This window comes from Leptospira sanjuanensis (assembly GCF_022267325.1).
In the GTDB taxonomy this organism is placed as follows: Bacteria; Spirochaetota; Leptospiria; order Leptospirales; family Leptospiraceae; genus Leptospira; species Leptospira sanjuanensis.
This window is the reverse complement of the sequence record NZ_JAIZBG010000001.1, coordinates 2,805,220-2,826,048: the sequence shown is the minus strand read 5'-3', so window position 1 is coordinate 2,826,048 and position 20,829 is coordinate 2,805,220. Positions and strand designations below refer to the sequence as shown.

At 46.6% G+C, this 20,829-nt stretch carries 21 protein-coding genes; 12 read left to right on the top strand and 9 right to left on the bottom strand.

All coding sequences use genetic code 11. The annotated features are described in order from the left end of the window. Positions 1-129: 129 nt before the first annotated feature. From LFX25_RS12735 to LFX25_RS12725, 4 genes are all read right to left on the bottom strand, one after another. Positions 130-837 (bottom strand): DNA alkylation repair protein, encoded by a 708-nt coding sequence (locus tag LFX25_RS12735; RefSeq protein WP_238730573.1) that lies wholly within the window; start codon positions 835-837, stop codon positions 130-132. A gap of 446 nt (positions 838-1,283) precedes the next feature. Continuing rightward, on the bottom strand, positions 1,284-2,156 hold the full coding sequence (locus LFX25_RS12730; RefSeq protein ID WP_238730572.1) for a DUF4349 domain-containing protein: 873 nt from the start codon (positions 2,154-2,156) through the stop codon (positions 1,284-1,286). Between the two features lie 111 nt (positions 2,157-2,267). Beyond that, the gene (locus tag LFX25_RS20960; RefSeq protein WP_406600530.1) at positions 2,268-2,492 is read right to left on the bottom strand and encodes a DUF1361 domain-containing protein; all 225 of its coding nucleotides are present in this window, start codon (positions 2,490-2,492) and stop codon (positions 2,268-2,270) included. Positions 2,493-2,561: 69 nt separating this feature from the next. After that, positions 2,562-4,124 (bottom strand): Ppx/GppA phosphatase family protein, encoded by a 1,563-nt coding sequence (locus LFX25_RS12725; protein WP_238730571.1) that lies wholly within the window; start codon positions 4,122-4,124, stop codon positions 2,562-2,564. Positions 4,125-4,316: 192 nt separating this feature from the next. On the opposite strand from LFX25_RS12725, the gene LFX25_RS12720 reads away from it, so the two are divergent. From LFX25_RS12720 to LFX25_RS12695, 6 genes are all read left to right on the top strand, one after another. After that, positions 4,317-5,339, top strand: coding sequence for a rod shape-determining protein (locus tag LFX25_RS12720; protein ID WP_010574148.1), 1,023 nt, complete (start codon positions 4,317-4,319; stop codon positions 5,337-5,339). 80 nt (positions 5,340-5,419) lie between these two features. Beyond that, positions 5,420-6,526: a rod shape-determining protein MreC gene (mreC, locus tag LFX25_RS12715; protein WP_238730570.1), complete on the top strand. Its 1,107-nt coding sequence runs from the start codon at positions 5,420-5,422 to the stop codon at positions 6,524-6,526. After that, positions 6,523-7,035 carry a rod shape-determining protein MreD gene (gene mreD, locus LFX25_RS12710; RefSeq protein WP_238730569.1) on the top strand — a complete coding sequence of 171 codons (513 nt, stop codon included), beginning with the start codon at positions 6,523-6,525 and terminating at the stop codon, positions 7,033-7,035. The genes mreC and mreD overlap by 4 nt, the downstream gene beginning before the upstream one ends. Before the next feature lies 1 nt (position 7,036). Beyond that, positions 7,037-8,989: a penicillin-binding protein 2 gene (mrdA, locus tag LFX25_RS12705; RefSeq protein WP_238730568.1), complete on the top strand. Its 1,953-nt coding sequence runs from the start codon at positions 7,037-7,039 to the stop codon at positions 8,987-8,989. Continuing rightward, entirely contained in the window at positions 8,976-10,481 is a 1,506-nt protein-coding gene (gene rodA / locus LFX25_RS12700) for a rod shape-determining protein RodA (protein WP_238730567.1), read from the top strand. The genes mrdA and rodA overlap by 14 nt, the downstream gene beginning before the upstream one ends. Before the next feature lie 78 nt (positions 10,482-10,559). Next, the gene (locus LFX25_RS12695; RefSeq protein WP_238730566.1) at positions 10,560-11,366 is read left to right on the top strand and encodes a hypothetical protein; all 807 of its coding nucleotides are present in this window, start codon (positions 10,560-10,562) and stop codon (positions 11,364-11,366) included. 96 nt (positions 11,367-11,462) lie between these two features. Here the strand turns inward: LFX25_RS12695 and LFX25_RS12690 are convergent, their stop codons facing one another. Then, a complete protein-coding gene (locus LFX25_RS12690; RefSeq protein WP_238730565.1) occupies positions 11,463-12,221 on the bottom strand; it encodes a hypothetical protein in 759 nt (252 codons plus the stop codon). Positions 12,222-12,388: 167 nt separating this feature from the next. Next, positions 12,389-12,616 (bottom strand): DUF1858 domain-containing protein, encoded by a 228-nt coding sequence (locus tag LFX25_RS12685; protein ID WP_010574154.1) that lies wholly within the window; start codon positions 12,614-12,616, stop codon positions 12,389-12,391. Between the two features lie 165 nt (positions 12,617-12,781). Between LFX25_RS12685 and LFX25_RS12680 the strand changes: the two genes are divergently transcribed. The 3 genes from LFX25_RS12680 (at position 12,782) to LFX25_RS12670 (ending at position 14,494) form a co-directional block, all read left to right on the top strand. After that, complete coding sequence (locus LFX25_RS12680) at positions 12,782-13,186, top strand: 6-carboxytetrahydropterin synthase (protein ID WP_238730564.1); 405 nt, start codon at positions 12,782-12,784, stop codon at positions 13,184-13,186. A 220-nt stretch (positions 13,187-13,406) separates the two neighbouring features. Continuing rightward, the gene (locus LFX25_RS12675; RefSeq protein WP_238730563.1) at positions 13,407-13,877 is read left to right on the top strand and encodes a hypothetical protein; all 471 of its coding nucleotides are present in this window, start codon (positions 13,407-13,409) and stop codon (positions 13,875-13,877) included. A gap of 23 nt (positions 13,878-13,900) precedes the next feature. Further along, positions 13,901-14,494, top strand: coding sequence for a hypothetical protein (locus LFX25_RS12670; protein WP_238730562.1), 594 nt, complete (start codon positions 13,901-13,903; stop codon positions 14,492-14,494). Positions 14,495-14,583: 89 nt separating this feature from the next. Here the strand turns inward: LFX25_RS12670 and LFX25_RS12665 are convergent, their stop codons facing one another. After that, positions 14,584-14,988: a hypothetical protein gene (locus tag LFX25_RS12665; RefSeq protein ID WP_238730561.1), complete on the bottom strand. Its 405-nt coding sequence runs from the start codon at positions 14,986-14,988 to the stop codon at positions 14,584-14,586. A gap of 126 nt (positions 14,989-15,114) precedes the next feature. On the opposite strand from LFX25_RS12665, the gene LFX25_RS12660 reads away from it, so the two are divergent. Further along, positions 15,115-17,097, top strand: a complete 1,983-nt coding sequence (locus tag LFX25_RS12660) for an acetoacetate--CoA ligase (protein WP_238730560.1) — start codon at positions 15,115-15,117, stop codon at positions 17,095-17,097. A 116-nt stretch (positions 17,098-17,213) separates the two neighbouring features. After that, positions 17,214-18,158 (top strand): substrate-binding periplasmic protein, encoded by a 945-nt coding sequence (locus LFX25_RS12655; RefSeq protein ID WP_406600529.1) that lies wholly within the window; start codon positions 17,214-17,216, stop codon positions 18,156-18,158. A 161-nt stretch (positions 18,159-18,319) separates the two neighbouring features. Here LFX25_RS12655 and LFX25_RS12650 read toward each other — a convergent pair whose 3' ends face one another. Together LFX25_RS12650 and LFX25_RS12645 are read right to left on the bottom strand one after the other, a co-directional pair. Then, a complete protein-coding gene (locus LFX25_RS12650; RefSeq protein ID WP_238730558.1) occupies positions 18,320-18,973 on the bottom strand; it encodes a lytic transglycosylase domain-containing protein in 654 nt (217 codons plus the stop codon). A gap of 176 nt (positions 18,974-19,149) precedes the next feature. Continuing rightward, positions 19,150-20,007 (bottom strand): LysR family transcriptional regulator, encoded by an 858-nt coding sequence (locus LFX25_RS12645; RefSeq protein ID WP_238730557.1) that lies wholly within the window; start codon positions 20,005-20,007, stop codon positions 19,150-19,152. Between the two features lie 136 nt (positions 20,008-20,143). On the opposite strand from LFX25_RS12645, the gene LFX25_RS12640 reads away from it, so the two are divergent. Next, a complete protein-coding gene (locus tag LFX25_RS12640) occupies positions 20,144-20,815 on the top strand; it encodes a cysteine hydrolase family protein (protein WP_238730556.1) in 672 nt (223 codons plus the stop codon). Positions 20,816-20,829 lie beyond the last annotated feature (14 nt).

Below are 20,829 nucleotides of genomic sequence, written 5' to 3'. Positions count from 1 at the left end.
AAGAGGAGACCGAAGGCGATAGCCTGAGCGCGTAACAAGCCGGGTCTGCGATTGTTATGGGGATACAAGCTTTTTTTGGGAATGGGAGCAGAAGCGCCCGATTCATTTCGCTTAACAAAACGGATCTTCTTAACAACGCGCCATCTTTTTCTTGTTTCCGATCTTTCCCATCTTCTTCATTTTCAGAATATATCCGGGAGCGTCCGGGACGTTACACGCCGTATTACCCATCAGCACTTCGACTTTGCCGATTCTTTTTGCCGTTTCAAGAGCTTCTTCGGAAAGCGCCTTATAAAAGCCGCCCACTGCGATGACGAATCCGTTCATACAATAGCGGACCCGATTCTGAGCCTTATGGATTTTGGTTTCCGCTCGTTTGAGAAGTTTTGAAATTTCTTTCGGATCGATTTGATCGTCGGGAACGATGGATAATAAACTCGAAAGAGTGCTCCAACCGGAAGAGGCGACGCTTTCTTTGTCGGACTCGATCCATTCCTTGGCGAGTTCCCATCCGTACTTGCTTTCGGCGGCGATCCATGCGACCGTGCATTCGCTGATCATCGGCGAACCTGCGTTCTTTACCCAACTTTGAAGATCCTTTTTTTGAATCCGTTTTTCATCCGCGATCAGACCGGCGAGATACATCGCATCGACATTTCCCGTTTTGTATAACTGCAAGGAAAGTTCGTTGTCCTTTTTGACTTTCTTTTGGATCTTTTTGAGATCTCCCACTTTTACGCCGAAGACTTCTCCCTTAGCTCCGTGATTGATAAAGATTTTTTTGACGGCTTCCGATCCCATACTTTTTAATTCTTGCATCACTTGATCGACGGTCATTTTCAAAGATCCTCAGTTGGATGGTCAGTTTACGATTTCCGTTTTCGTTTTGAAAGTCGTTTTTGGGTTTGATTGTTTGTCGGGCCAAACGTTGGGTTTGGTTTTGGGCGGGATTTGTGGGAACTACCACATTTTATAAATCAACGAGACAGAATTTTTGTGTGTAGGAACTCATACACCGTGCGACTCACGGATCATCCCTTGAAATTGTAGGAACTGCTACGCTTCAAGATTTGCAACGGGTCACTCCGTTGAACGTAGGAGATCCTACGGTTTGCTACTTCGAGAAAATCCGCTTCCGGGACATCCTGAAATTCAGAAGTTCCTCGTAGAACTTCCTCCGTTGTGCGATCTCGGAGGAAGTTGCCGTCTTTGATCGAATGAACAGGCCGTTTTCGATGGGATCAGATGATAAAGTCCGGGATCGCAGCGGAACGAGGTTGTTCTTAGGGAATTCTTTTCGTAACCAAGTTTTTGATTTTTTCCAATAGCGGAAACGAATAGTGGATCAATAAAACCGCAAACAACAAAGAGAACGTCAATAGAAGATAGTATTTAATCGTCCATTCGAGCGCGACCTTGATTCGATGGAAAATTCCGATCTCGTCCGAGGATTTGTTTTCGTATAACGTGAGTAAGACGGTGCAAAATTCGTTTTCGGAATCGAATTCTCCCAAGCTGATTCCGAGTTTTTGGATTTCGTCTTCGATTTCCAGGATTCGATTTTCGAGGGTCACGAATTCGTCGATTCTTCCTCCTTTGCTCTTAAGAGAGTTTAAGGAGTTCCGCGTTTTTAACAGGGATTCTTTTTTTGCCTGCAAATCCTTATATTCGTTCGTCTTGTCTTTTTTGTCGATCGTCAACAACAGTATTTTTCCGATCTGTTTGAATTGTTCGACCAGTTCGTCGAACTTCTCCGGAGGAACGCCAACGGCGAGTTTGACGACTCGGTTTTTTCTTTGTTTCAGGCCGGAGCTGTTTTCGTTCTGAATGATCGATCCGCTTTTGTTGATCAACTCCCGAACTTTCTTTTCGTCTTCCTCGAGATCGGAGGATTGAGATTCGATCGTCGCGACCTTTTCGTATTTCTGATCTACGCTTTTCGGAGGAGATCCCGCGTTTTCGTAGCGGATTTTTTTGGATGCGATGTTTTGTTTGTAGAACGAGCCTTCGCCGTTCGGAGCCGATTGTGCATTGTACTGGAATTCCGCTCCGACGCTCCTCGAGCCGTATGCATATCCGTACACGAGACGAAACAGAAATAAGAAAATAAAAACGCCCGCGGAAACCCAAGCTCCTAATTTGAATTTCGGATTCATACAACCTTCTCCTTTTTAATCAAAGAATATTCCGAATATTGAATGGATTTGACCCTTTTCCCGTTGTCCGAGTTTCGTTCTCGCTTTTTTTCGGCGATACTTCGTTTAACGTTATGCTTCGTTTTTTTTCAAATGCGACGAAAAACGAGTTAGGGCGTAGACAAGCAGATAACCGAAAAATATCGACGCGGACATTAAAATCAGAATTCCCAATAGTTTGTCGTTTCCTCGGATGCGGATTAGGATTTCGATCATATCTTCGTAAAGCGAGAGCGGATTCGTTACGATGTCCCAGGAATTCCATCTGTAAAATCTTCTCCTCTTATTTTTCTGAATAAAATCTCGTTCGTTTCAGAAAGGATTCTTTTTCGATTCCTGATTATAAAAACCCGGGCCGCGACAACGTTACGGAGCCGACGCAAATTCCACCGAGTAGCCGAAAGTTTCTTCGAACGCGGACTTTTGTTCTTCCGCGGCCCAAATCTCCAAAGTAGGATCGTATCCCTTACTCGTCTTGAGCAGAAAACGGATCTTATTCTTCTCGATCTTGCAAGTTACGGTCGGAACGAGACCGCCCCGATTTCGGTTTAACGCGGAGCTGATTCTCAAGATTGCGGAAAGCTGACTCACCAAGGTTTGATTCTTTTCCGCGAGCTTGTTGAACTCCCTGTGTTTCGGTTTCGGAGTATTCTTTCTGTGATACCGCGCCGTCAAAGCGATGATTTCGATTTCCGAAAAAGTAAAGCCGAGGAGCATCTCCGAGTTTCGGATCATATAATAACTGTGTTTGTGATAGGCGGAATGAGAGATCGATTGTCCGATCTCGTGCAAAAGCGAGGCCGCTTCCAAAAGTTCCCGTTGTTCCTGTCCGAGCTTATGCAGCGGTTTGAGTTGATCGAAAATCTGCAGACTCAGATCGGCGACATGCTCGGAATATTCTTCGTCCCGGGAAAAGGCGCGCATAAAGTTGTGAACCGCGGTTTGACGAATGTCATCCAAATGTTTGGAATGTTCCGTGTTCTCGAAGTGTTCCCATTTTCGGATCGCGTCGTAGATAATTCCTTCCCGAAGCGCAAAATCCGAAACGGTCAAAGCGGGAACGTTCGCGAGATCGAAGACTTCTTCCAAAATGAGAGTTCCGCCCACGATGATGTCCGCGCGTTTGCTGTCGAGTCCCGGGATCTTGGCGCGCTTTTTGGATGTGTCCGCTTCCAAAATCAGGTTGCGGATCTTTTTGAATTCGGAAGTTGCAAAGGAGAAGTTGTTCAGCGGGACTTCCTCGGTTTCTCCCCGGGACGCGAGAATCATTCCCGCGATCGCTTGGATCGTTCCCGACGAGCCCACGACCAAATCGGGTTTCAAATCGCGCAGGATTTTGCGGAAGGGAAGAAGCATCTCTTCAATATACAATCTGCACTTCCGGATGTCGGAGTTGGAAAGCGTTTCTTCCTTAAAGAATTTTTCGGTAAGTCGGATGGCTCCTAACTTGAAACTTTTGGAGAAGAGTATGTTTCCTCTGTGGCCCACGAGAATTTCGGTGCTTCCTCCGCCGATGTCGATCATCATAATCTTGCGGTCGAATACGGGGATGCCCTGAAGAATTCCGAAGTAGATCAGACGGGCTTCTTCATAGCCGCTCACTACATCGATGGATATACCGGCTTCTTGGTATGCGGCTTCTAAGAATTCTTCCTGATTGGAAGCCTCTCGTAACGCGCTCGTAGCGACCGCTCTGATTTCGGCTCCCGCGTTTTCGGCGAGAACCTTGAATCGTTTCAGACAATCGATTCCTCTTCGAAACGAATCCGGGTCGATCGGACCTCCTTCTTGCAGTCGATTGCCCAAGCGAACGGATTCTTTTTCTCTTGCGATGGCTTCGAAGGTTCCGTTTGCGCGAACCCGAACGATGATCATGTGGAATGAATTGGTGCCTAGGTCGATGGCCGCGAGAGGTTTTTCCTGAACCATGGTTGAACAGATTGCTTTTTCGCTAAAATCGAATCCAGCTTAATTTGTTTTCTGATTTTTTTGTTTTGAGGTTGCCGGGAACCTCACCGCTGAAATTATTGAAACCGGTCCAATGCGGAAAGTTCTGCAGGAATTTCCGTTTTCAACAGATAATAAAGATAAAAAACCTCCGCGGTTGAAAGGTAACACGAAATGATATTTGATAATCTCTATGCCCTGTTTTCCAACGATATGGGAATTGACCTGGGGACGGCAAATACTCTGGTGCATGTAAAAGGACAGGGGATTGTTCTTTCCGAACCTTCCGTAGTTGCGGTTCACGCAGCGACCGGTAAGGTTCTCGCAGTAGGGCAGGAAGCAAAGCGTATGTTGGGTAGAACGCCCGGCGAAATCGTGGCAATCCGTCCGATGAAGGACGGGGTAATCGCAGACTTTGAAACCGTCGAAAAAATGATCCGTTATTTTATCGCGAAAGTGCACAACCGCACCACTTTCGTAAAACCGAGAATCGTGATCGGAGTTCCGTCCGGAATTACCGAGGTAGAGCGACGCGCTGTTCGTGAATCTGCGGAACAAGCGGGAGCGAGAGAAATCTTCCTCATCGAAGAAGCGCTTGCGGCTGCCATCGGAGCGAACATCCCGATCAACGAACCTGCCGGAAACATGATCGTGGATATCGGCGGTGGAACCACCGAAATCGCGGTGATCTCTCTCGGGGGAATGGTAATCGCAGAATCCATTCGTACCGGTGGAGACGAGTTCGACGAGGCAATCATTAAATATCTCAGAAACCAATACAACTTGGTTGTCGGGGAAAGAACTGCGGAAGATATCAAACTCACCATAGGAAACGCGTATCCGGAAAAGAAAGCGGAGACGATGGAAGTGCGCGGTCGTGACGCGATCTCCGGTTTACCAAGAACGCTCGAGTTGGAATCCAACGAGATCCGCAAAGCCCTCAAAGAACCGACAGACGAAATCTTAGACGGAATCAAACGAGTTCTGGAAAGAACTCCGCCCGAACTTGCATCCGACATCGTGGAAAGAGGAATCGTTCTTACAGGAGGCGGTTGTCTCCTCCGAGGACTCGAAACGTATCTTTCCAAGGAAACCGGAGTTCCCGTTTTCCGTGCGGAGAACCCGTTGACTTGTGTGGTGCTCGGAACCGGAAAGTATCTCGACGAGTTGAAATACATCAAACCGGGAATCCGTTAAGAAGTTTCGTACGAAACGGGCCGTAACTCCGGACGAACGTCAAATCGTTCGGACCACGGCCGGGAGCAAAAGAAGATTCGATGTTATGGTTTCAGCTCAGCCGAAGTAAAGAGACGGTCTCACTCCTATTTTGCGTTTTATTCTCCATTCTTTCCTTAACGTTCCGAAGCAATGTGATCGTCCGTGGAATCGCCAGCTTTCAAAGAGTGGGCGACATCGTTTCGGGTTCCATCGATTCCTTCGGTGGATTTTTCAAAGGCGCTTATAACAAGTTAGAATCATTTGAAACCGTCCGCAAGGAAAGGGATTCATGCGTTGCGGTCATGGAAGATTACAAACTTCTTCCTCAGGATTTGGAAAAAGCGAACCGCGAAAACGATTCTCTCCGCAAAGAACTCCGCTTTCAAAGCAGACAAAAATACGCGAGCATCAAAGCCGAAGTTTTGTCGGTTCGTTTGAACTCGATTTATAGAACCATCATCATCGATAAGGGCGCGGACGCGGGACTCAAGCCCTACATGCCCGTGACCGCAAGGGCCGTGGATCAAAAGGGCGCGATTATCGAGGCGCTTGTCGGGAAAGTGATCGCCGTCACTGGTGGATCGGCTGTCGTACAACCGATCATCAACTCCAACTTCAACATGGGAGTTTCGATGCCCGAAACGAATCTTTGGGCCAATCTTTCCGGAAACTCGGGAAGGGGAACGGAAGCTCTCTTGAACTATATCGACAGCGGAATCATCATCGATCCGAGAGTCTTCGGAGAATATCCGATGGGACCGAGCGAGATGATCCAATACACGGAGTCCTTGAGTAAAATCGGGAAACCGGTTTATACTTCCGGAGGAGGAGGCGTTTTTCCCGCGGGAATTCCCGTCGGACTTATCACGGAAGAGGGACCCAGAAACGGAAGTTTCAAGAGCGCATTCTTAAAACCGTTTGTCCGTTTCGAGATGCTCGAAAGCGTAACGATCATTCTCAAGCTGCCGGAAAAATGGCTCGAGACTTGGCCGGAAGGACAAAACATCACGATCGAAAATCCGTATTTCGGAGAACTCAATTATCCGGGAGAGGATCGTCAAAAAGAGAATCAATCTAAAAATCCTCTTTCGCCTAACGGCAATAAGCCGCAGACCAACGCGCCTAAAAATCCTTCCGCCGCACCGAGCGAGGACGACTTACAATGATCTTAGAAAAACTCGTTATCGCCGTCGGAATTCTAATCGCGCACTTTTTGAACGGCTCGAATCTGTTCGAGATCGGCTCCGCGATCAAACCGGACTTTATGATTCTTCTCGTGCTTTTTTTCGCGCTCCGAAGAGGTCCGCTCTACGGGCTATGGATCGGATTTTTCGGAGGTCTTTTGACGGACTCAGGGTTAGGAGGAGAAATCGCCGCCGGGAACGTGGTTACGTATAAAATCGGACTTCATTCCTTAACGTTTTGTCTGATCGGATATTTGGTCGGGAAATTTGCCCGTTCTGCGTATCACGAGAATTATCTTTCGATCACGATCTATTCTCTTTTGATCACGTTCGTTACGAGAGTCGCGACGTATTATCTTTTCTCGTTGTTCTTTCACGAGAACATGAGTTATTCCTTATTCTTCACTTCTCTTTTTAACGCTCTCATCGCTCCCGCGTTCTTTTACGCGCTAACCTGGATCTATCAATTGGATCACATGGGGGACGCGTAAGTTGTTAGGCGGAGCTCAGTCTGCGTCGGAATACCGTCTTGAAAGAAGTTTCCGTCTTCGCCTTTATATCTTTTCGGGTCTCGTAGTATTTACGCTCGCGTCGTTTATCTTTCAGCTTTTCAATCTGCAGATCTTCAACGGAACGGACAACGCGCTCAAAGCCGAAAAGTTCGTTCGTAAGAGCGAGATTATGCCCGCAGCCCGCGGTCAGATGTTCGATCGGAACTTTCTTACGCCGGAAACTTCGATGGCATTGGTTTCGAACTATTCTTCCTTGGATGCGGTATTAAACACTTCCTTATTCAAATACGATCCCGCCGCGACGAAAGCGTTTATTCACGAGTTTGCGAGAACTCTTTCGATTCCGATTTCGTATTACGAAGACGAACTGATCGAACCTCGTTTTTCGAGAAATCTCAAATCCAAAAAACCGATCGTTTTGCTCGAAGGAATCACCACCGCTCAACAGGAAAGAATATCAGTATTCGATAATATATCAAAATATATCATTCTGCTTCCTTCTCCGAGAAGGATCTACAAAATGGGACCGGCTCTTGCGCACGTCACCGGTTATATCGGAAAGCCGACAAGGGACGATCTCGTGGCCGGAGAAATCAAGTCGTATCAATATCTCGGAAAGAACGGACTCGAATTGGAATACGATTCCGAACTCAGGGGTGTGGACGGATTTCGAATTCAAAAACGAAGCTCCGAAGGGAACATCGAAGAAGAACGTGTTGTGGAACATTCCTCTCCCGGCAATAATTTAATTCTTACCATCGATAAGGACATTCAGATCGCAGCACACAAAGCGCTCAAAGGAAGCAGAGGAACCGCGATCGCGATCAAGGTCGCCACAGGCGAAATTCTCGCGATGGCTTCCAATCCGAGTTACGATCCGAATATCCTTTCGGGTAAGAACAAAGCGGATCGAACCGGACATTTCAAACGCGTAAAGGACAACGGAGGTTTTTTGAATCTCGCGATTCAATCCAAGTTTCCTCCCGCGTCGACCTACAAGACGTTAGTCGCTCTTGCCGCGCTCGAAAGCCAGCACAAGATCGGTTATACTCCGGAAACTTCGTATTCCTGCAACGGAAGTTTCGTTCTAAAGTCCACGTTTGCGGGAGTTCCCGATCAGGTCTTTCTATGTTGGGAAAAAGGCGGTCACGGAACCAACGATCTCGCACACGCGCTTCAGAAATCCTGTTCGGTTTATTTTTACAATCTCGGATATAAACTCGGTTCCGATGCCATCTTAAATTATTCCCGTCTTTTCGGATTGGAAAACAAATCCAAGGTCGATCTTCCGGGCGAGATCACCGGCTTCGTTCCTTCCTCCGCTTGGAAGAAGAGAACATACGGAACGAAGTGGTTCGACGGGGACACGATCAACTTGTCGATCGGTCAGGGATTTATCTCTTCTACCCCGATGGGGATGGCGCTGTTTTACATGGGACTCCTCAATCGAGGACAGATCTATCAACCGTACGTTGTAAGCGAGATCCGAGATCCGGTCGACAACTCCATCATCAACAGAACGACCCCGCAAATATTAAGAGACATTCCGATCAATCAATCCTCGGTAGAAGCGATCAAAGAAGGATTGAAACTCGTGGTCAAAAGCGGAACCGCCGCCTACGTTTTAAACAAACCGTTCTTACCCGATATCGCGGGAAAAACGGGAACGGCTCAGACAAGAAGAAGAGGGGCGTCCGGTTCCAACCACGCTTGGTTCGTGGGTTACGCGCCCGCAAACGCGCCCGCCAGCGAACAGGTGTTAATCGTTGTGTTCGTGGAATACGGAGTCGGTGGGGCCGCGGGAGCCGCACCGGTTGCGAGAGAAATGTTTCACGCGGCGTTTCCGCCGGGAACATTCAAAAAATCGCAGGATGTAGCGGCTCCGCCTTCATTGCCGTCGACGGGACAGGAGGGAACGCTTGAAGCCAGATAAGTCCATTGAAAAGATCGATTACTTTTTGGTGATCTCCGTCGTAATCGTCGTCCTTTGCAGCGTTTTGACTTTGTACAGTCAGGAAGTCAATTTCGAGGACGGACCCGGGAAGTGGTATCGTCAGCTTTTTTACTTCATCATCGGTCTTGTGATCATGTATTTCGTATCCCGAGTCAACTATCAGTTGTTAGGCGCTTACGCCGTAGTGATTTACGTCTTTACCGTCTTTTTACTGATGATCACTTTGATACCGGGGATCGGGCATCTTCCATCGGGAAGAGGGGCGCGTTCTTGGCTTAAGATAGGACCGATCGGGATTCAGGCCTCCGAGTTTGCGAAGTTGTCCACGGTGATTCTTCTCGGTCAGTTTATGGTCTTAAAAGAGAAGGACATGAAAAATCTCGTGGTTCTTTCGATTCCATTCGTGATCGTGATCGTACCGATGATCTTCATTCTATTGCAGCCGGACTTTGGGACCGCGGTTTCGTTTCTGCCGATTCTTTTTACGATGCTCTTTCTCGGCGGAGCGGACATTCTCCATATAGGATCCTTGCTTGCGTTCGGAGGAATCACGTTGATGGTTCCTATGTTCGTCGAGTATTCCAGACTAACTTTGATAAACGACATCTCCGACTTTCTGCAAAGAACCGGAAAGACGGATCTTTTATCCGTGGTCAACAGACTCGGAGGAAAGATTTGGCTCGCTCTCGACGGAAAGGATCTAAAAGCGGCGAACCTCACTCCGAAGACGCTCAACGCGTTGAAGGAAGTGGTCGATCAAGTCGTCGAAGTGGAGGGCGGATTTTTCTTTAAGATTCTATCCAATCAAAAACTTCTTTTGACGTTCGGAGCGATCTTTTTGATCGCGAGTCTCGTGATGGTGGGAATCAGAATCGCGAGAGGAAGCAGAACATTACGACAATATTATATTCCCCTCGGGATTCTGGGGATCAGTCTGATCTCGGCGGTCGTCGTGATGAAGACGGTTCCGTTCCGTGAAAATCAGGTCGTTCGTTTGACGGCCTTTTTAAATCCGGAAGAATTCAAACAAGGCGCCGGTTATCAATTGCGCGCGTCCAAACCCGCTGTCGGATCCGGAAGATTTTTCGGTAAAGGTTTGATGAACGCAGAGATGACGGAGGGAAGAATTCCTCACGTTCCCGAATCCAGCACGGACTTTATCTTCGCCTCTTGGGCGGAACAAACCGGATTTTTAGGTTCGGTGTTTTTGTTGTTCTTTTTATTTTCGATTCCGTTGCGTGGACTTCAGATCAGTTACGAAAGTAAGGATCGATTCGGATCTCTTCTCGCATCGGGGATCGTCGCGCTTCTTTTCTATCACATGGCGATCAATATCGGAATCGTGATCGGTCTTATGCCTGTCACGGGAATTCCGCTGTCGTTTATGAGTTACGGAGGGTCGCACTTGATCATGTCCATGACCGCGGTCGGAATCATTCTTTCCATCAAGAGTAGAAAACACGCGAACTAAGTTTAGGGCGCGTCGTTTTTTTCGAAAAATTCTCCCGTTGAAAAAAACGATATAACGTCCGATAATAAAAATACGCGTATGGACCCGGTTAGAGATTCCCGATTCTTTTTCGATTTAAAACATAAATTCGAAAGCATTTTGGAAAAGGTCGAAAAAAAGACCTTCGATCAAAAGGACGAGATCCGGGAACTCGAAACTCTGTGGGACGAGATGTTCGATCTCGCCGGGAAAAACGATTCTCCTTATTTTCAGATTCGACTGAAAACCCTCAAGAAGCAGCTCGATACCTTCGTACGCAACAAAGGTTACGAAAAAAACGAGTTCGATCGAATCTTTCATCAGCTCGGAAAAATGAAACGAACCGATTCGGTGGAATTCCTCGACGAATCCTTACGCAACCGTCTCGGAAAAATTGCCGAACATCATTATTCTCCCGGCGATATGATTTCGTCCGGAGTCGTGCTTCCTTCCGCTACGGGTAAAAAAGGAAATCAGTACATTACGTTTCGCTGCGGAACGATTTACTTTATCACGGATCGTTCTTCTTATACCATTCTCAAGGATTTGGATCGTAGAAAAAACACGGTGGAATACAAGGGCTCCGTTTACAGAATTTTTCCGAGCGCGTTCGTATACGGACTTTCCGAAGAGGAATATCGAAACGAAAGTTTTCTTACGATGAACTTGCTCGTTTTAAAGCGAGAAACCGGTTTGGAATTCTACCGCTTTGATACGTTAGGCGAAATACTTCAGATCAACGAAGGAACGTTCCGCAAAGGTCTCAAACCTCTGGAAAACGCGGAGATTCGAAGCGAAGACAATCGCATCCGCCATTATTTCAGAAAGGCCGGAGTTCGGTATTACTACATTCCCGCCGCTTCGTAAACGCGCGAAATATCTTTCAATCTGCGAGAGTCGCGTTCCAAATAAATGTTTGTTTGTATTCGATTCTGAAGAACATGCTCGCGGAGCTCTTAAACTTTAGTCCAATTTCGAAAACACGGTTCCGGCGGCGCGTTTGGAAATGCGTTGGTATTTTGCATAGGAATCGACTAACGCCGATCGAATCGCTCGTTTGTTTTTGACTCCGGATATGGCGGCGGTGTCGGCTAACGCTTGAATCAGATACGCTTCGGGAGCCATGAACGTTCTCGTTAAAACGACGGGAGTTGAACCGATCGATCGCAGAACGGGGCCGAAGTATTTTTCGCTTTCACAAGCTAAGACCGCGGTCGGTTTCGGAGAATTCGACGACCGTTTCGAATTCGGCGGGAAACGATCCATCAATCGATCGTGACCCGCCCATACGATCAGATCAGATCCGCTGTTTCCCGCGCTCGCGCTTAAAAAGTCGTTTAACGCGTCGTCGATCTTGTCTCCCGCATAAGCATGAAATAGAATCGAAACTTTTTGTTCTCCCTTGTGTGGAATTCGTTCCACTCGGAGTCGTCTTAAAACGGGAGAACCTTGTCTTTCATCGTTGCGTTCGACGATTTTGTAGCCGGATGCCTTCTTAAAAAAAGATTCCACGCCGTAGGCCGCACCCCAGTAAAGATTTCCTTCGAGTGAACGGACATCTCCCGCCTTTCCTTTTCCGCACGCGAGTTGAGTTCCGTCGCACAAAGGAACGAACACTTCTATCTGAATCGCTTCGACGGAGAGGAACGAAACGAAAACGAAGAACCAAAAAATTCCGATCCATTGTAGCGAATGTAGAAAGAAGGAAAGTCGCACGCGCATCGTTTCTATAACAACTGAAGAAGAGAAGCTTGATTGAAAACCGATGGAACGAAGATCGCTATCGATAAACGTTTTTTACGACGATGAATGATTGGAAAAAGGATTTTAAAAAGGAGGATTTAGGAAAGGAAAATCCCCGGAGAAACGAATTTTCCCCGGGATTGTTTTTAGTCTTCCGAATCTTCGAGAAGATTGTTCAGGCTTTCAATCAATACGTCGACTTCCACACCGTACCCCATACAAACTTGCTCGATCGTTTCCAGTTCGTTGATGGAGCAGTGCGAGCAACCGCCTAAATGGTAGCTTGAAAAAACGAGCCCCGCTTCCGGGTGAACAGCCATAGCCTCACCTACAGTCATTTCCTTATAAAATCTTGGCTTGACCACTTCTGTCATTGAATATCTCCTATCACTAAAATACCGCACTCGAATTCAAACGATACGGATATTTTGCTTCTGCAAACCGCGAAAAATAAATCGAGTGCCGTCTCGTCGAACCGAAACCGCCTCGAAGTTGCAGCTGCTTCCAATATATAGACCTGGGAAAGAAAGTCAAGAGCTATGTTTTTTGAAGAATCAGGAAGATTTTACATTCGAATCGAGGAACGTTTCGAATCCTCTCATTTTCTCTATAAATATTTCCCCGATGGTTCGGACGAGCCGATCCACGGACATTCCTGGAAAGTCGAGTTATACCTTTCGGGGAAAAGGAATATCGGAGAGGACGGGATCAGCTTCGACTTCCTTACTTCCAAACAAAAGCTCAAAGAGCTGGTCGGAAAGTTAGACCACATTCTCATCAACGATTTGGAAGAATTTAAAACGATCAATCCGACATCCGAAAATATCGCCCGATGGTTTTATCATTATCTCAAAGAAAACGTACATTCGGCAGGCGGCAAAGTCGACCGGATTGTCATCCACGAAGGTCCCGAGAACCTAGCCTATTTCGAGCCGATCGAGTGAGAAAACTCAATAACGCTTCCTACGGGTCACGTTATAGTGAACGAGATTGCCAAAAGGCAGCGGAGCGTCGCGTTGGCTTCCAAGGAAGTTGGAAAATCATCGTTTCCGTAACAAGCGAATGGTTGCGGCGCTATTGCCGAAGGATTTGGAACCCGATCCCAAGAGAGCGTTCCGCTGAATTTTGTGACGTTATGGGCCATCGCTTTTTTGTGGAGAACTTATGAACGGAATTTACCTTTTCCTGAATCTTCTTTTCGTTTATTTGTTTTCCGTAAAACAAATATCGAGCGAAGAGGAGCGACAAAAATACGAAGTCGCTTCCGATTATCCGTTTTATATGAATTTTAGCGTCGCCGATAACTTACGAATCACGACCCGATTGGAAACGAAAGAAAAAGGCGATTATCAAATCGTTCTTGGCGGGAATGATTCTCTTCCCTCCAGATATGCTTCGATCATTTCCGTAAAGCTAAACGGAGAATATCATAAAGAAATTCAGTATCAAAGTGTCGTTAAAAATGGAAGAATATTTTTAGAAATTCATTTTTCCATCAAAGACGGCGACGCTTATAAAGATCGATACGTCGATTGTTTTCTCTTCGTTCCGAGTCGCAAAGAACGCAAATTGAGTGCGAAGGAAAACGATCGATTCAGTGCATCTATCTTGGAATTCGGATTTAGAAAATTATAGCTTTCGAATCTTTAGCGGACGAAATGAGCGAAACCATTGTTAAAATCGGGACCGGACTTTTGTTGTTTTTGTTCGGAGCCATTCTCACGGCTCTTCTAAACAAATATTGGATTCGGAAATTATTCGTAACGGATCAGACAAACAGCGTTGAAGCGGCAAAGAACGCTTTTGCATTCCCAAAAAGCATTACGATTACTGTATATAGTATCGCAATCGTTCCGTTTTTATTTTTTCTCGGCTCTTATTTTTTGATTCCCCTTTCCGATGGAAGTTCGACCTTTATGGTATCGTTTTGGTTGTTCCTTTGTTTGTTGGGAATTTACGCAATTCCCGCGGTAAAATTTTACTCCATATTCGTCGATCCCTCGGGAATTACCGAGAAAGGATTTCTTACAAAAGAGAAACGTATCTTTTGGCACGATATAAAGTCGGTACAATTCAATCGATTTTCCGGAAATTTCATATTTGTCGGTTATACTTCTTCGAAAGTCAAAGTTAGCGCCGGGATTAAAAATTTAGACGTCTTTTTTGAAATGTTGAAAAACCATCTGAGTGAACGGTTGTATACGGAGGCTCTGGAAGATTTTGGCAAATATCAAAAGAATTTACTCTCTTAAGCCAAATTTCGTTTATGCGGTTTTGAAATTTCGATTTGCGACCTTTATGAGAAAACGGAAAGAATGAGGATTCTCCGTTTGAAATTCTTTCAAACCCGTAAACTCACCAAATAACCCGCCAAAACGATCGTAAATGCAAGGCTGAAAAAGAATCCGATCTTAACCGGTTGCGGGTGTGTGCGATAACCCGAAAGATAAATGTGAAGCGTTAAAAATCCCACAGCGATCGCTTCGGTAATCAAAGCCGCGAGAACCGGAGGCTGCGGACCGAAAAATAAAATCAATGCCGGGGGAAGAAATCCTAAGAAGCTCATAAACGCACCCGTGGTAATCCACATCATTAGGATCAAACGGGATTGTCTTTCGTCCGGAAACTGAAAGAAACCGACCGCCGCTCCGACGATCAATTGGTGAATCAATCCGTGCAGTGTGTAGAGAATTCCGGATACGATCAGAATGATTTCGGCGAAGTGAATGTGTTCGAATGAGTTCAATGGCTTTCTCGGATTTATTTTTTCTAAACATATTGGACGTGTTCCGTTTCTCAATCAAAATTCATGTTGACCCGACCCTTCGAAAAAAATGTAATAGAGACCGAAAAAAAATAGAATCGAGTTTTTATGCATCAAGAGCTATGGGCGCCTTCCTCAGATCGAATCGAATCATCCAATCTAGTCCGTTATCAAAAATTTCTAAAAGACAAAAAGAATCTTTCCCTGTCCTCGTTTGAAGAACTGAGAGCCTGGTCCGTAAAGGACATAGGGGCGTTCTGGGAAAGTATTTGGGAATTCTCCGAAGTCGTTCATTCCGGGAAATACGAAACTCCGTATCGCAAAGCGGAGAATTTCACCGATTCCCGATTTTTTCCCGGAGCAAAACTGAATTTTGCGGAAAACCTTCTGCGGAGAAAAGATTCCTTTCCCGCTCTGATTTATCGAGGAGAGGACGGTTCCAAACGCGAGATCAGTTATGCGGAATTGCATAGCTACGTGGGAGCGATTGCGAAGGATCTGAAACAAAGAGGAGTCAAACCGGGAGATCGCGTTGCGGGCCTGATGCCGAACGTTCCCGAGACCGTGATCGCGATGCTCGCGGCGACTTCGATCGGAGCGATTTGGAGTTCTTGTTCTCCCGATTTCGGAGCGAAAGGAGTTTTGGATCGATTCGGACAAATCGAACCGAAGGTTCTGTTTACTACGGACCGTTATGCGTTTAAAGGAAAGGATCTTTCTCTTGCGGAAAATCTAACACAGATCCTGGAGTCGATTCCTTCTCTGGAAGCGGTGATCGTATCGGATTACAAAAAGGGAATTCTGCATTTCAAAGATTGTACGAATACCGCGTTGCCTTCCGATTATCCGAAAAAGAATATTCATCTTTTCGAAAGTATTCTTACGGAGAATTTCGGTGCCGAGCCTGAATTCTATCAGACCGGTTTCGATCATCCGGTTTACATCATGTATTCTTCCGGGACGACTGGGCTTCCGAAATGTATGGTGCAAGGCGCGGGAGTTTTTATCAATCACTGGAAGGAATTGGTTCTTCACTGCGATCTCAAACCGGGAGAAAGGATTTTTTATTATACGACATGCGGTTGGATGATGTGGAACTGGCTCGTAAGTTCTTTGTCTGTCGGCGCGACGGTCGTTTTGTTCGACGGAAATCCGTTTCATCCCGGACCTGAGATTCTATTTCAGATCGCCGCTGAGGAAAAAATCAACGTTTTCGGAGTGGGTGCTAAATACATTCTCACTTTGGAAAAGTCGGATTTTCAACCGAAGGGTTTGGATCTGACTCCGATGCGCGCCGTATTATCGACGGGTTCTCCGCTGACCGGGGCCGGGTTCCGATACGTGTATCGAGCTTGGAAAAAGGATCTGCAGCTTTCGTCGATTTCGGGAGGAACCGATCTCAACGGTTGTTTTGCATTAGGAAATCCGAATATTCCCGTTCACGAAGGCGAGATTCAATGCCGCGGCCTCGGAATGGACGTGGAGATTTGGAACGAGGCTGGAAAATCGGTCACGGAAGAAAAAGGAGAACTTGTTTGCAAACAACCGTTTCCTTCGATGCCTTTGTATTTTTGGAAAGATCCGGAAGGGAAAAAGTATAAGTCAGCTTATTTCGAAACGTTCCCCGGCGTTTGGTGTCACGGAGATTTTGCGGAGTTGAAAAAGAACGGAGGCCTCGTCGTTTACGGCAGATCGGATGCAACTCTCAATCCGGGCGGGGTACGAATCGGAACCGCGGATCTTTACAGCTTGATCGAAACCTTTTCGTCAATCGCCGATTCGGTCATTATCGGTCAGGATTGGAAAGAGGACGTGAGAATCGTTCTTTTTTTGAAGATGGTTCCGGGGCAGAATTTGGACGATTCTCTCGTTCAAAAATTAAAAAAGGAAATCAAGGACAAGGTTTCACCGCGGCACGTTCCTTCCAAAATCATCGCGGTTCCCGATATTCCGTATACGATCAACATGAAGAAGGTCGAGATCGCGGTCAAACGCACCGTTCAAGGCGAACCCGTCACCAACAAAGAGGCGTTGAGCAATCCGGAAAGTTTAGAATATTATAAAAATCTTTTAGAACTGCAGACGGACTGAGGATGAGTTCCATGAGTCGATCTTTTTTCGGATTCTTTGTCGGAACCTTTGCGAAAAAAAGGATCAACAAATCCGTCGAAAACGGACAAGGGGGTTCGGAGATTTTTTTTTCGAAAATGATACGGGGAAAGGTGGCCGGAGTTCCGTCCAAGTTCCGTAAATCGTTGGACAGGGTCGGGACGAACCGGATCGTCAAACTTCTTTTTTTGAGTTTCGCGGCGGCCATTTTGTCGATCGGCGGAGCGGAGCATTCTCCCGTTAAGGCGCAGGAAGCTACATTCAAGTTTTATAATTCTTCGCGACTCAAGGAAATTTTGGAAAAGGGGGAATTGAAGGTTGCCGGAAATCCGGCGGACGAACCCTTTTATGTTCCGAATGCAAAGGAAGGATATCCCGGTTTTGATTACGAACTCGGAAAGGCATACGCGGATTTTTTAGGAGTGAAATTCACCTTCGTTCCATATCCTGAATTCAACGAGTTTGCGGATGCGATCAAAAAGAAGGAAGCGGACATGGCCTTGTCCGGAATTTCAAGCAACATCGAACGATCCAAACGCGTGAAGTTCAGCGCCGCGTATTTGATTTCGACTCCGGCGGCATTGATTCGAAAAACTTCTCTTCCTCCTCCTCCGGAAGGAAATATCATCACGACACAAAGTTTTCGAAATATTTTGGATCTCGCGGATGTAAGCGGCGTTACGTTTGCGGTGCGATCCTTTTCGAATCGGCACGAATATCTTCTCAAGAAGTTTAAGAACAATCGGATCTTTACGTACGGGGATACACCTTCCGCTTGGGAAGCCGTTAAAAACGGAACCGCGAATTGCCTTGTTGCGGATTCTTTTTACATCAAGGGGTTGTTGTTGAAGGACAAATCGATCGCGTCCAACTTCCGACCTCTTTTGGAACCCGTGCAAAGAGAGGATATCAGTGCGGCGTTTCCCTCCGGAGATCTCGTATTGATTCGCAATTTTGAATTCTTTCTTTCGGAGCTGAATCGTTCGGGTGTTTTGCGCGAAATGGAGGATAAGTATTTTAACAAATCGGATTGGGTTCCGTAAAGGAAAGCGGCCGGAGTTCCGTCCACTTTTCGGATTTTTTAGATATTGAAAAAAATGTCCTTTTGTGATGGGGCGGCCGCGCAGTTTTTCCGACAAAGCGATCGTTGCCGTTCGCGGAAGCACCTGCAAGCCAATCGAGGCTTGCAAGAGTTCTCGATTACTTAGGGAGCTGAGTTCGAGATTTGTTCTCTCAATTCGAGATAACGCGTCTGGTTAGAAAGAATGATCTCGTTGTATTTGGGAACTCCTCCCCAACGATCCACGGCGCCTGGGCCTGCGTTATAAGAAAGAAGCGCTTTCGGTGTGTCACCTTTTCTCAATTCCAAAAGGTAGTTCAGATAGGAAACTCCGAGATGAATGTTGACTTCGGGTTTGTGGAGATCGTTTAGGTCGATTCGCCAGCCTTCTTTTCTGGAAAGCCAGCTCGCAGTCGCGGGCATGATCTGCATGAAGCCGCGTGCGTCTTTCGGAGAACGGGCCGTAGCCTTGAATTCGGATTCCAGGTGGATCAACCCGATGAGCAGGCTGACCTTGTCCGTGTCGGAACAACGAAAAGTGCAGGACTCTAAATCCAACCTTCTGGATTCCTGAAGAATGACTTGGGAGAGTTTTTGGAGCGATTCAGCGGAGAGAGAAGGTCGGACCTCCGCAATATAAGCCTGAATGGCCTCTAATTCTATGGATTCTTCGTCCACGACGATCTTTTTCTGATGGAGAGCACCTGCAAGAGGTGCGAGAAGCAGTTGGAAGCTCAAAGGTAAAAGCAACCAAAGTAAATACCGGAAACGAAATCGGGTCATCTTGCGAAAATTCACTGGATGCCTCCGTAGATTCAAATTTGTGCAACGCACAATCTATGACCAGTTTTTTGGCGGCGCACTATGAGTCAAGGTATTTCTTCCGGGTTCGGATAACCCTGGAACAGGGAGAAGTGGACGGAACTCCGGCCGTTATTCCGGGAAAATCTCCAGTACGGCGGAGTATAGGGAGGTCAGGCCGTCGAAGAAAGCAGCCCATCCCGAAATTCTTTCAGAGCGTTGGTCGGTGTAACGTCCTTACGGAGCACAAAGTAGGTTTTCACTTGCGAGAATTCCTTCGGGATCGAGACGCTCTGAACGAAACGTTCCGATTTCCTCGATTTTAAGATCGATTCCGGCAAAAGGGAAATTCCCATTCCCGCCATGACACAGGACAGAATTGCATCCATGGAATTCAATTCCACCGCCTGAACCGGTCCGGCCTTTTGGGCAAAGAGCCATCGTTCCAGACGATTTCGAAAAATGCAGCCCGGTTTAAAAACGAGGATCGATCGATTTTCCGGAAACGAGTCGAATGGCTTTTTCATTTTGAATCCTTTAGGAGCTACGACCTTGAGGGTTTCCGTAAAGACTGGATACGCGGCGGTTTCGGGATGGGAAAAGTCGTCATACAAAAACGCACCGTCCAATTCTCTGCGGAGAATACTTTGAAGCAGATCTCCCGTATTCCCCGGAACGATCGAAAGTTGAACCTTGGGAAATTTCGCATGAAATTTCGTAATGTAAGAAGGAAGACGCACGGACGAGGTGGTTTCTCCGGAACCGATCCGAAGCATACCCTCGGGTACTCCGGAACCGGAGAGCGCCTTTTGTGCCTCGTCGGAAAGAAATATTATTTTTTCTGCATATTCAGAAAGTATCTTTCCCTTAGGAGTAAGCGTGACGCCCGTTTTGGTTCTCTGAAAAAGTTTGTCTCCGAGTTCCCGTTCCAAAATCTGAATCCGCATCGTCACGTTCGACTGAACGCAGTGAAGTTTTTCGGCGGCTCGGGTAAAGCTTCCCTGCCGAACGATTTCCTGAAAGATTCTCAAAGTCGAAATTTCCATTCCATCAGTATTTGTGATTTTAAATATTAAAACAAATCATTTTTAAGAATACCATGAATCCTTTATAATACATTCTATACGGAACGTCGAATTTTCGAAAACGTTTCGAAAGAGAGGTGTTATGGATTTCATCAAAAAAGCGGGAATGATTCCGATTCTTTTTTTCTGGATCTTTTCCTGTGCGAGCATCGCAGGAAAAGAAAAATCGGATTCTTCCGAAACGAATCGGGATCGTACGGCCCTTTTGATCTTGGATGTACAAAACGATTTTTTTCCCGGAGGAAAATTCGAGCTGTCGGGAGCGAAGGCGGCGGCTTTGCAAGGGAGAATCGTTTTGGATTTTTTTCGGAAAAAGAATTGGCCCGTTTTTCACGTGCAGCATGTATCGACTCGGAAGGGTGCGACGTTTTTCTTTCCGGGAACGGACGGCGTGAACTTCGAGGAATCGAACGCGCCCGTCGACGGAGAAGTTACGCTCGTAAAACATACGGTGAACGCGTTTTTGAATACGAATTTAGAGAAAGAATTAAAATCGAGAAAAATCGAACGTCTTGTGATCTACGGAATGATGACCCACATGGTTGTCGATTCCACGGTGCGCGCGGCTTTCGATCTTGGATTTAGGGAGATTGTCGTGATCGGAGACGCTTGTGCAACCCGCGAACTCTCTTTTGAAAAAAGGAAAATTCCCGCCGCGGATGTACACGCTTCTTTTTTATCCGCGCTCGGTTACATTTTTGCAAAGGTCAAAACCGCATCCGAATGGGTTCAAGAGGAAAACGAAATTCGCTGAAAGATAAAAAACGA

What these genes read in the sequence shown, in the direction of transcription:
- LFX25_RS12640 (WP_238730556.1), top strand. Translation starts at nt 20,144, where the DNA reads ATGGATTTCATCAAAAAAGCGGGAATGATTCCGATTCTTTTTTTCTGG.
- LFX25_RS12735 (WP_238730573.1), bottom strand. Translation starts at nt 837, where the DNA reads ATGACCGTCGATCAAGTGATGCAAGAATTAAAAAGTATGGGATCGGAA.
- LFX25_RS12680 (WP_238730564.1), top strand. Translation starts at nt 12,782, where the DNA reads ATGTTTTTTGAAGAATCAGGAAGATTTTACATTCGAATCGAGGAACGT.
- LFX25_RS12670 (WP_238730562.1), top strand. Translation starts at nt 13,901, where the DNA reads ATGAGCGAAACCATTGTTAAAATCGGGACCGGACTTTTGTTGTTTTTG.
- LFX25_RS12660 (WP_238730560.1), top strand. Translation starts at nt 15,115, where the DNA reads ATGCATCAAGAGCTATGGGCGCCTTCCTCAGATCGAATCGAATCATCC.
- LFX25_RS12690 (WP_238730565.1), bottom strand. Translation starts at nt 12,221, where the DNA reads ATGCGCGTGCGACTTTCCTTCTTTCTACATTCGCTACAATGGATCGGA.
- LFX25_RS12730 (WP_238730572.1), bottom strand. Translation starts at nt 2,156, where the DNA reads ATGAATCCGAAATTCAAATTAGGAGCTTGGGTTTCCGCGGGCGTTTTT.
- mreC (WP_238730570.1), top strand. Translation starts at nt 5,420, where the DNA reads ATGTTATGGTTTCAGCTCAGCCGAAGTAAAGAGACGGTCTCACTCCTA.
- LFX25_RS12675 (WP_238730563.1), top strand. Translation starts at nt 13,407, where the DNA reads ATGAACGGAATTTACCTTTTCCTGAATCTTCTTTTCGTTTATTTGTTT.
- LFX25_RS12720 (WP_010574148.1), top strand. Translation starts at nt 4,317, where the DNA reads ATGATATTTGATAATCTCTATGCCCTGTTTTCCAACGATATGGGAATT.
- LFX25_RS12695 (WP_238730566.1), top strand. Translation starts at nt 10,560, where the DNA reads ATGGACCCGGTTAGAGATTCCCGATTCTTTTTCGATTTAAAACATAAA.
- LFX25_RS12725 (WP_238730571.1), bottom strand. Translation starts at nt 4,124, where the DNA reads ATGGTTCAGGAAAAACCTCTCGCGGCCATCGACCTAGGCACCAATTCA.
- LFX25_RS12685 (WP_010574154.1), bottom strand. Translation starts at nt 12,616, where the DNA reads ATGACAGAAGTGGTCAAGCCAAGATTTTATAAGGAAATGACTGTAGGT.
- mreD (WP_238730569.1), top strand. Translation starts at nt 6,523, where the DNA reads ATGATCTTAGAAAAACTCGTTATCGCCGTCGGAATTCTAATCGCGCAC.
- LFX25_RS12655 (WP_406600529.1), top strand. Translation starts at nt 17,214, where the DNA reads ATGATACGGGGAAAGGTGGCCGGAGTTCCGTCCAAGTTCCGTAAATCG.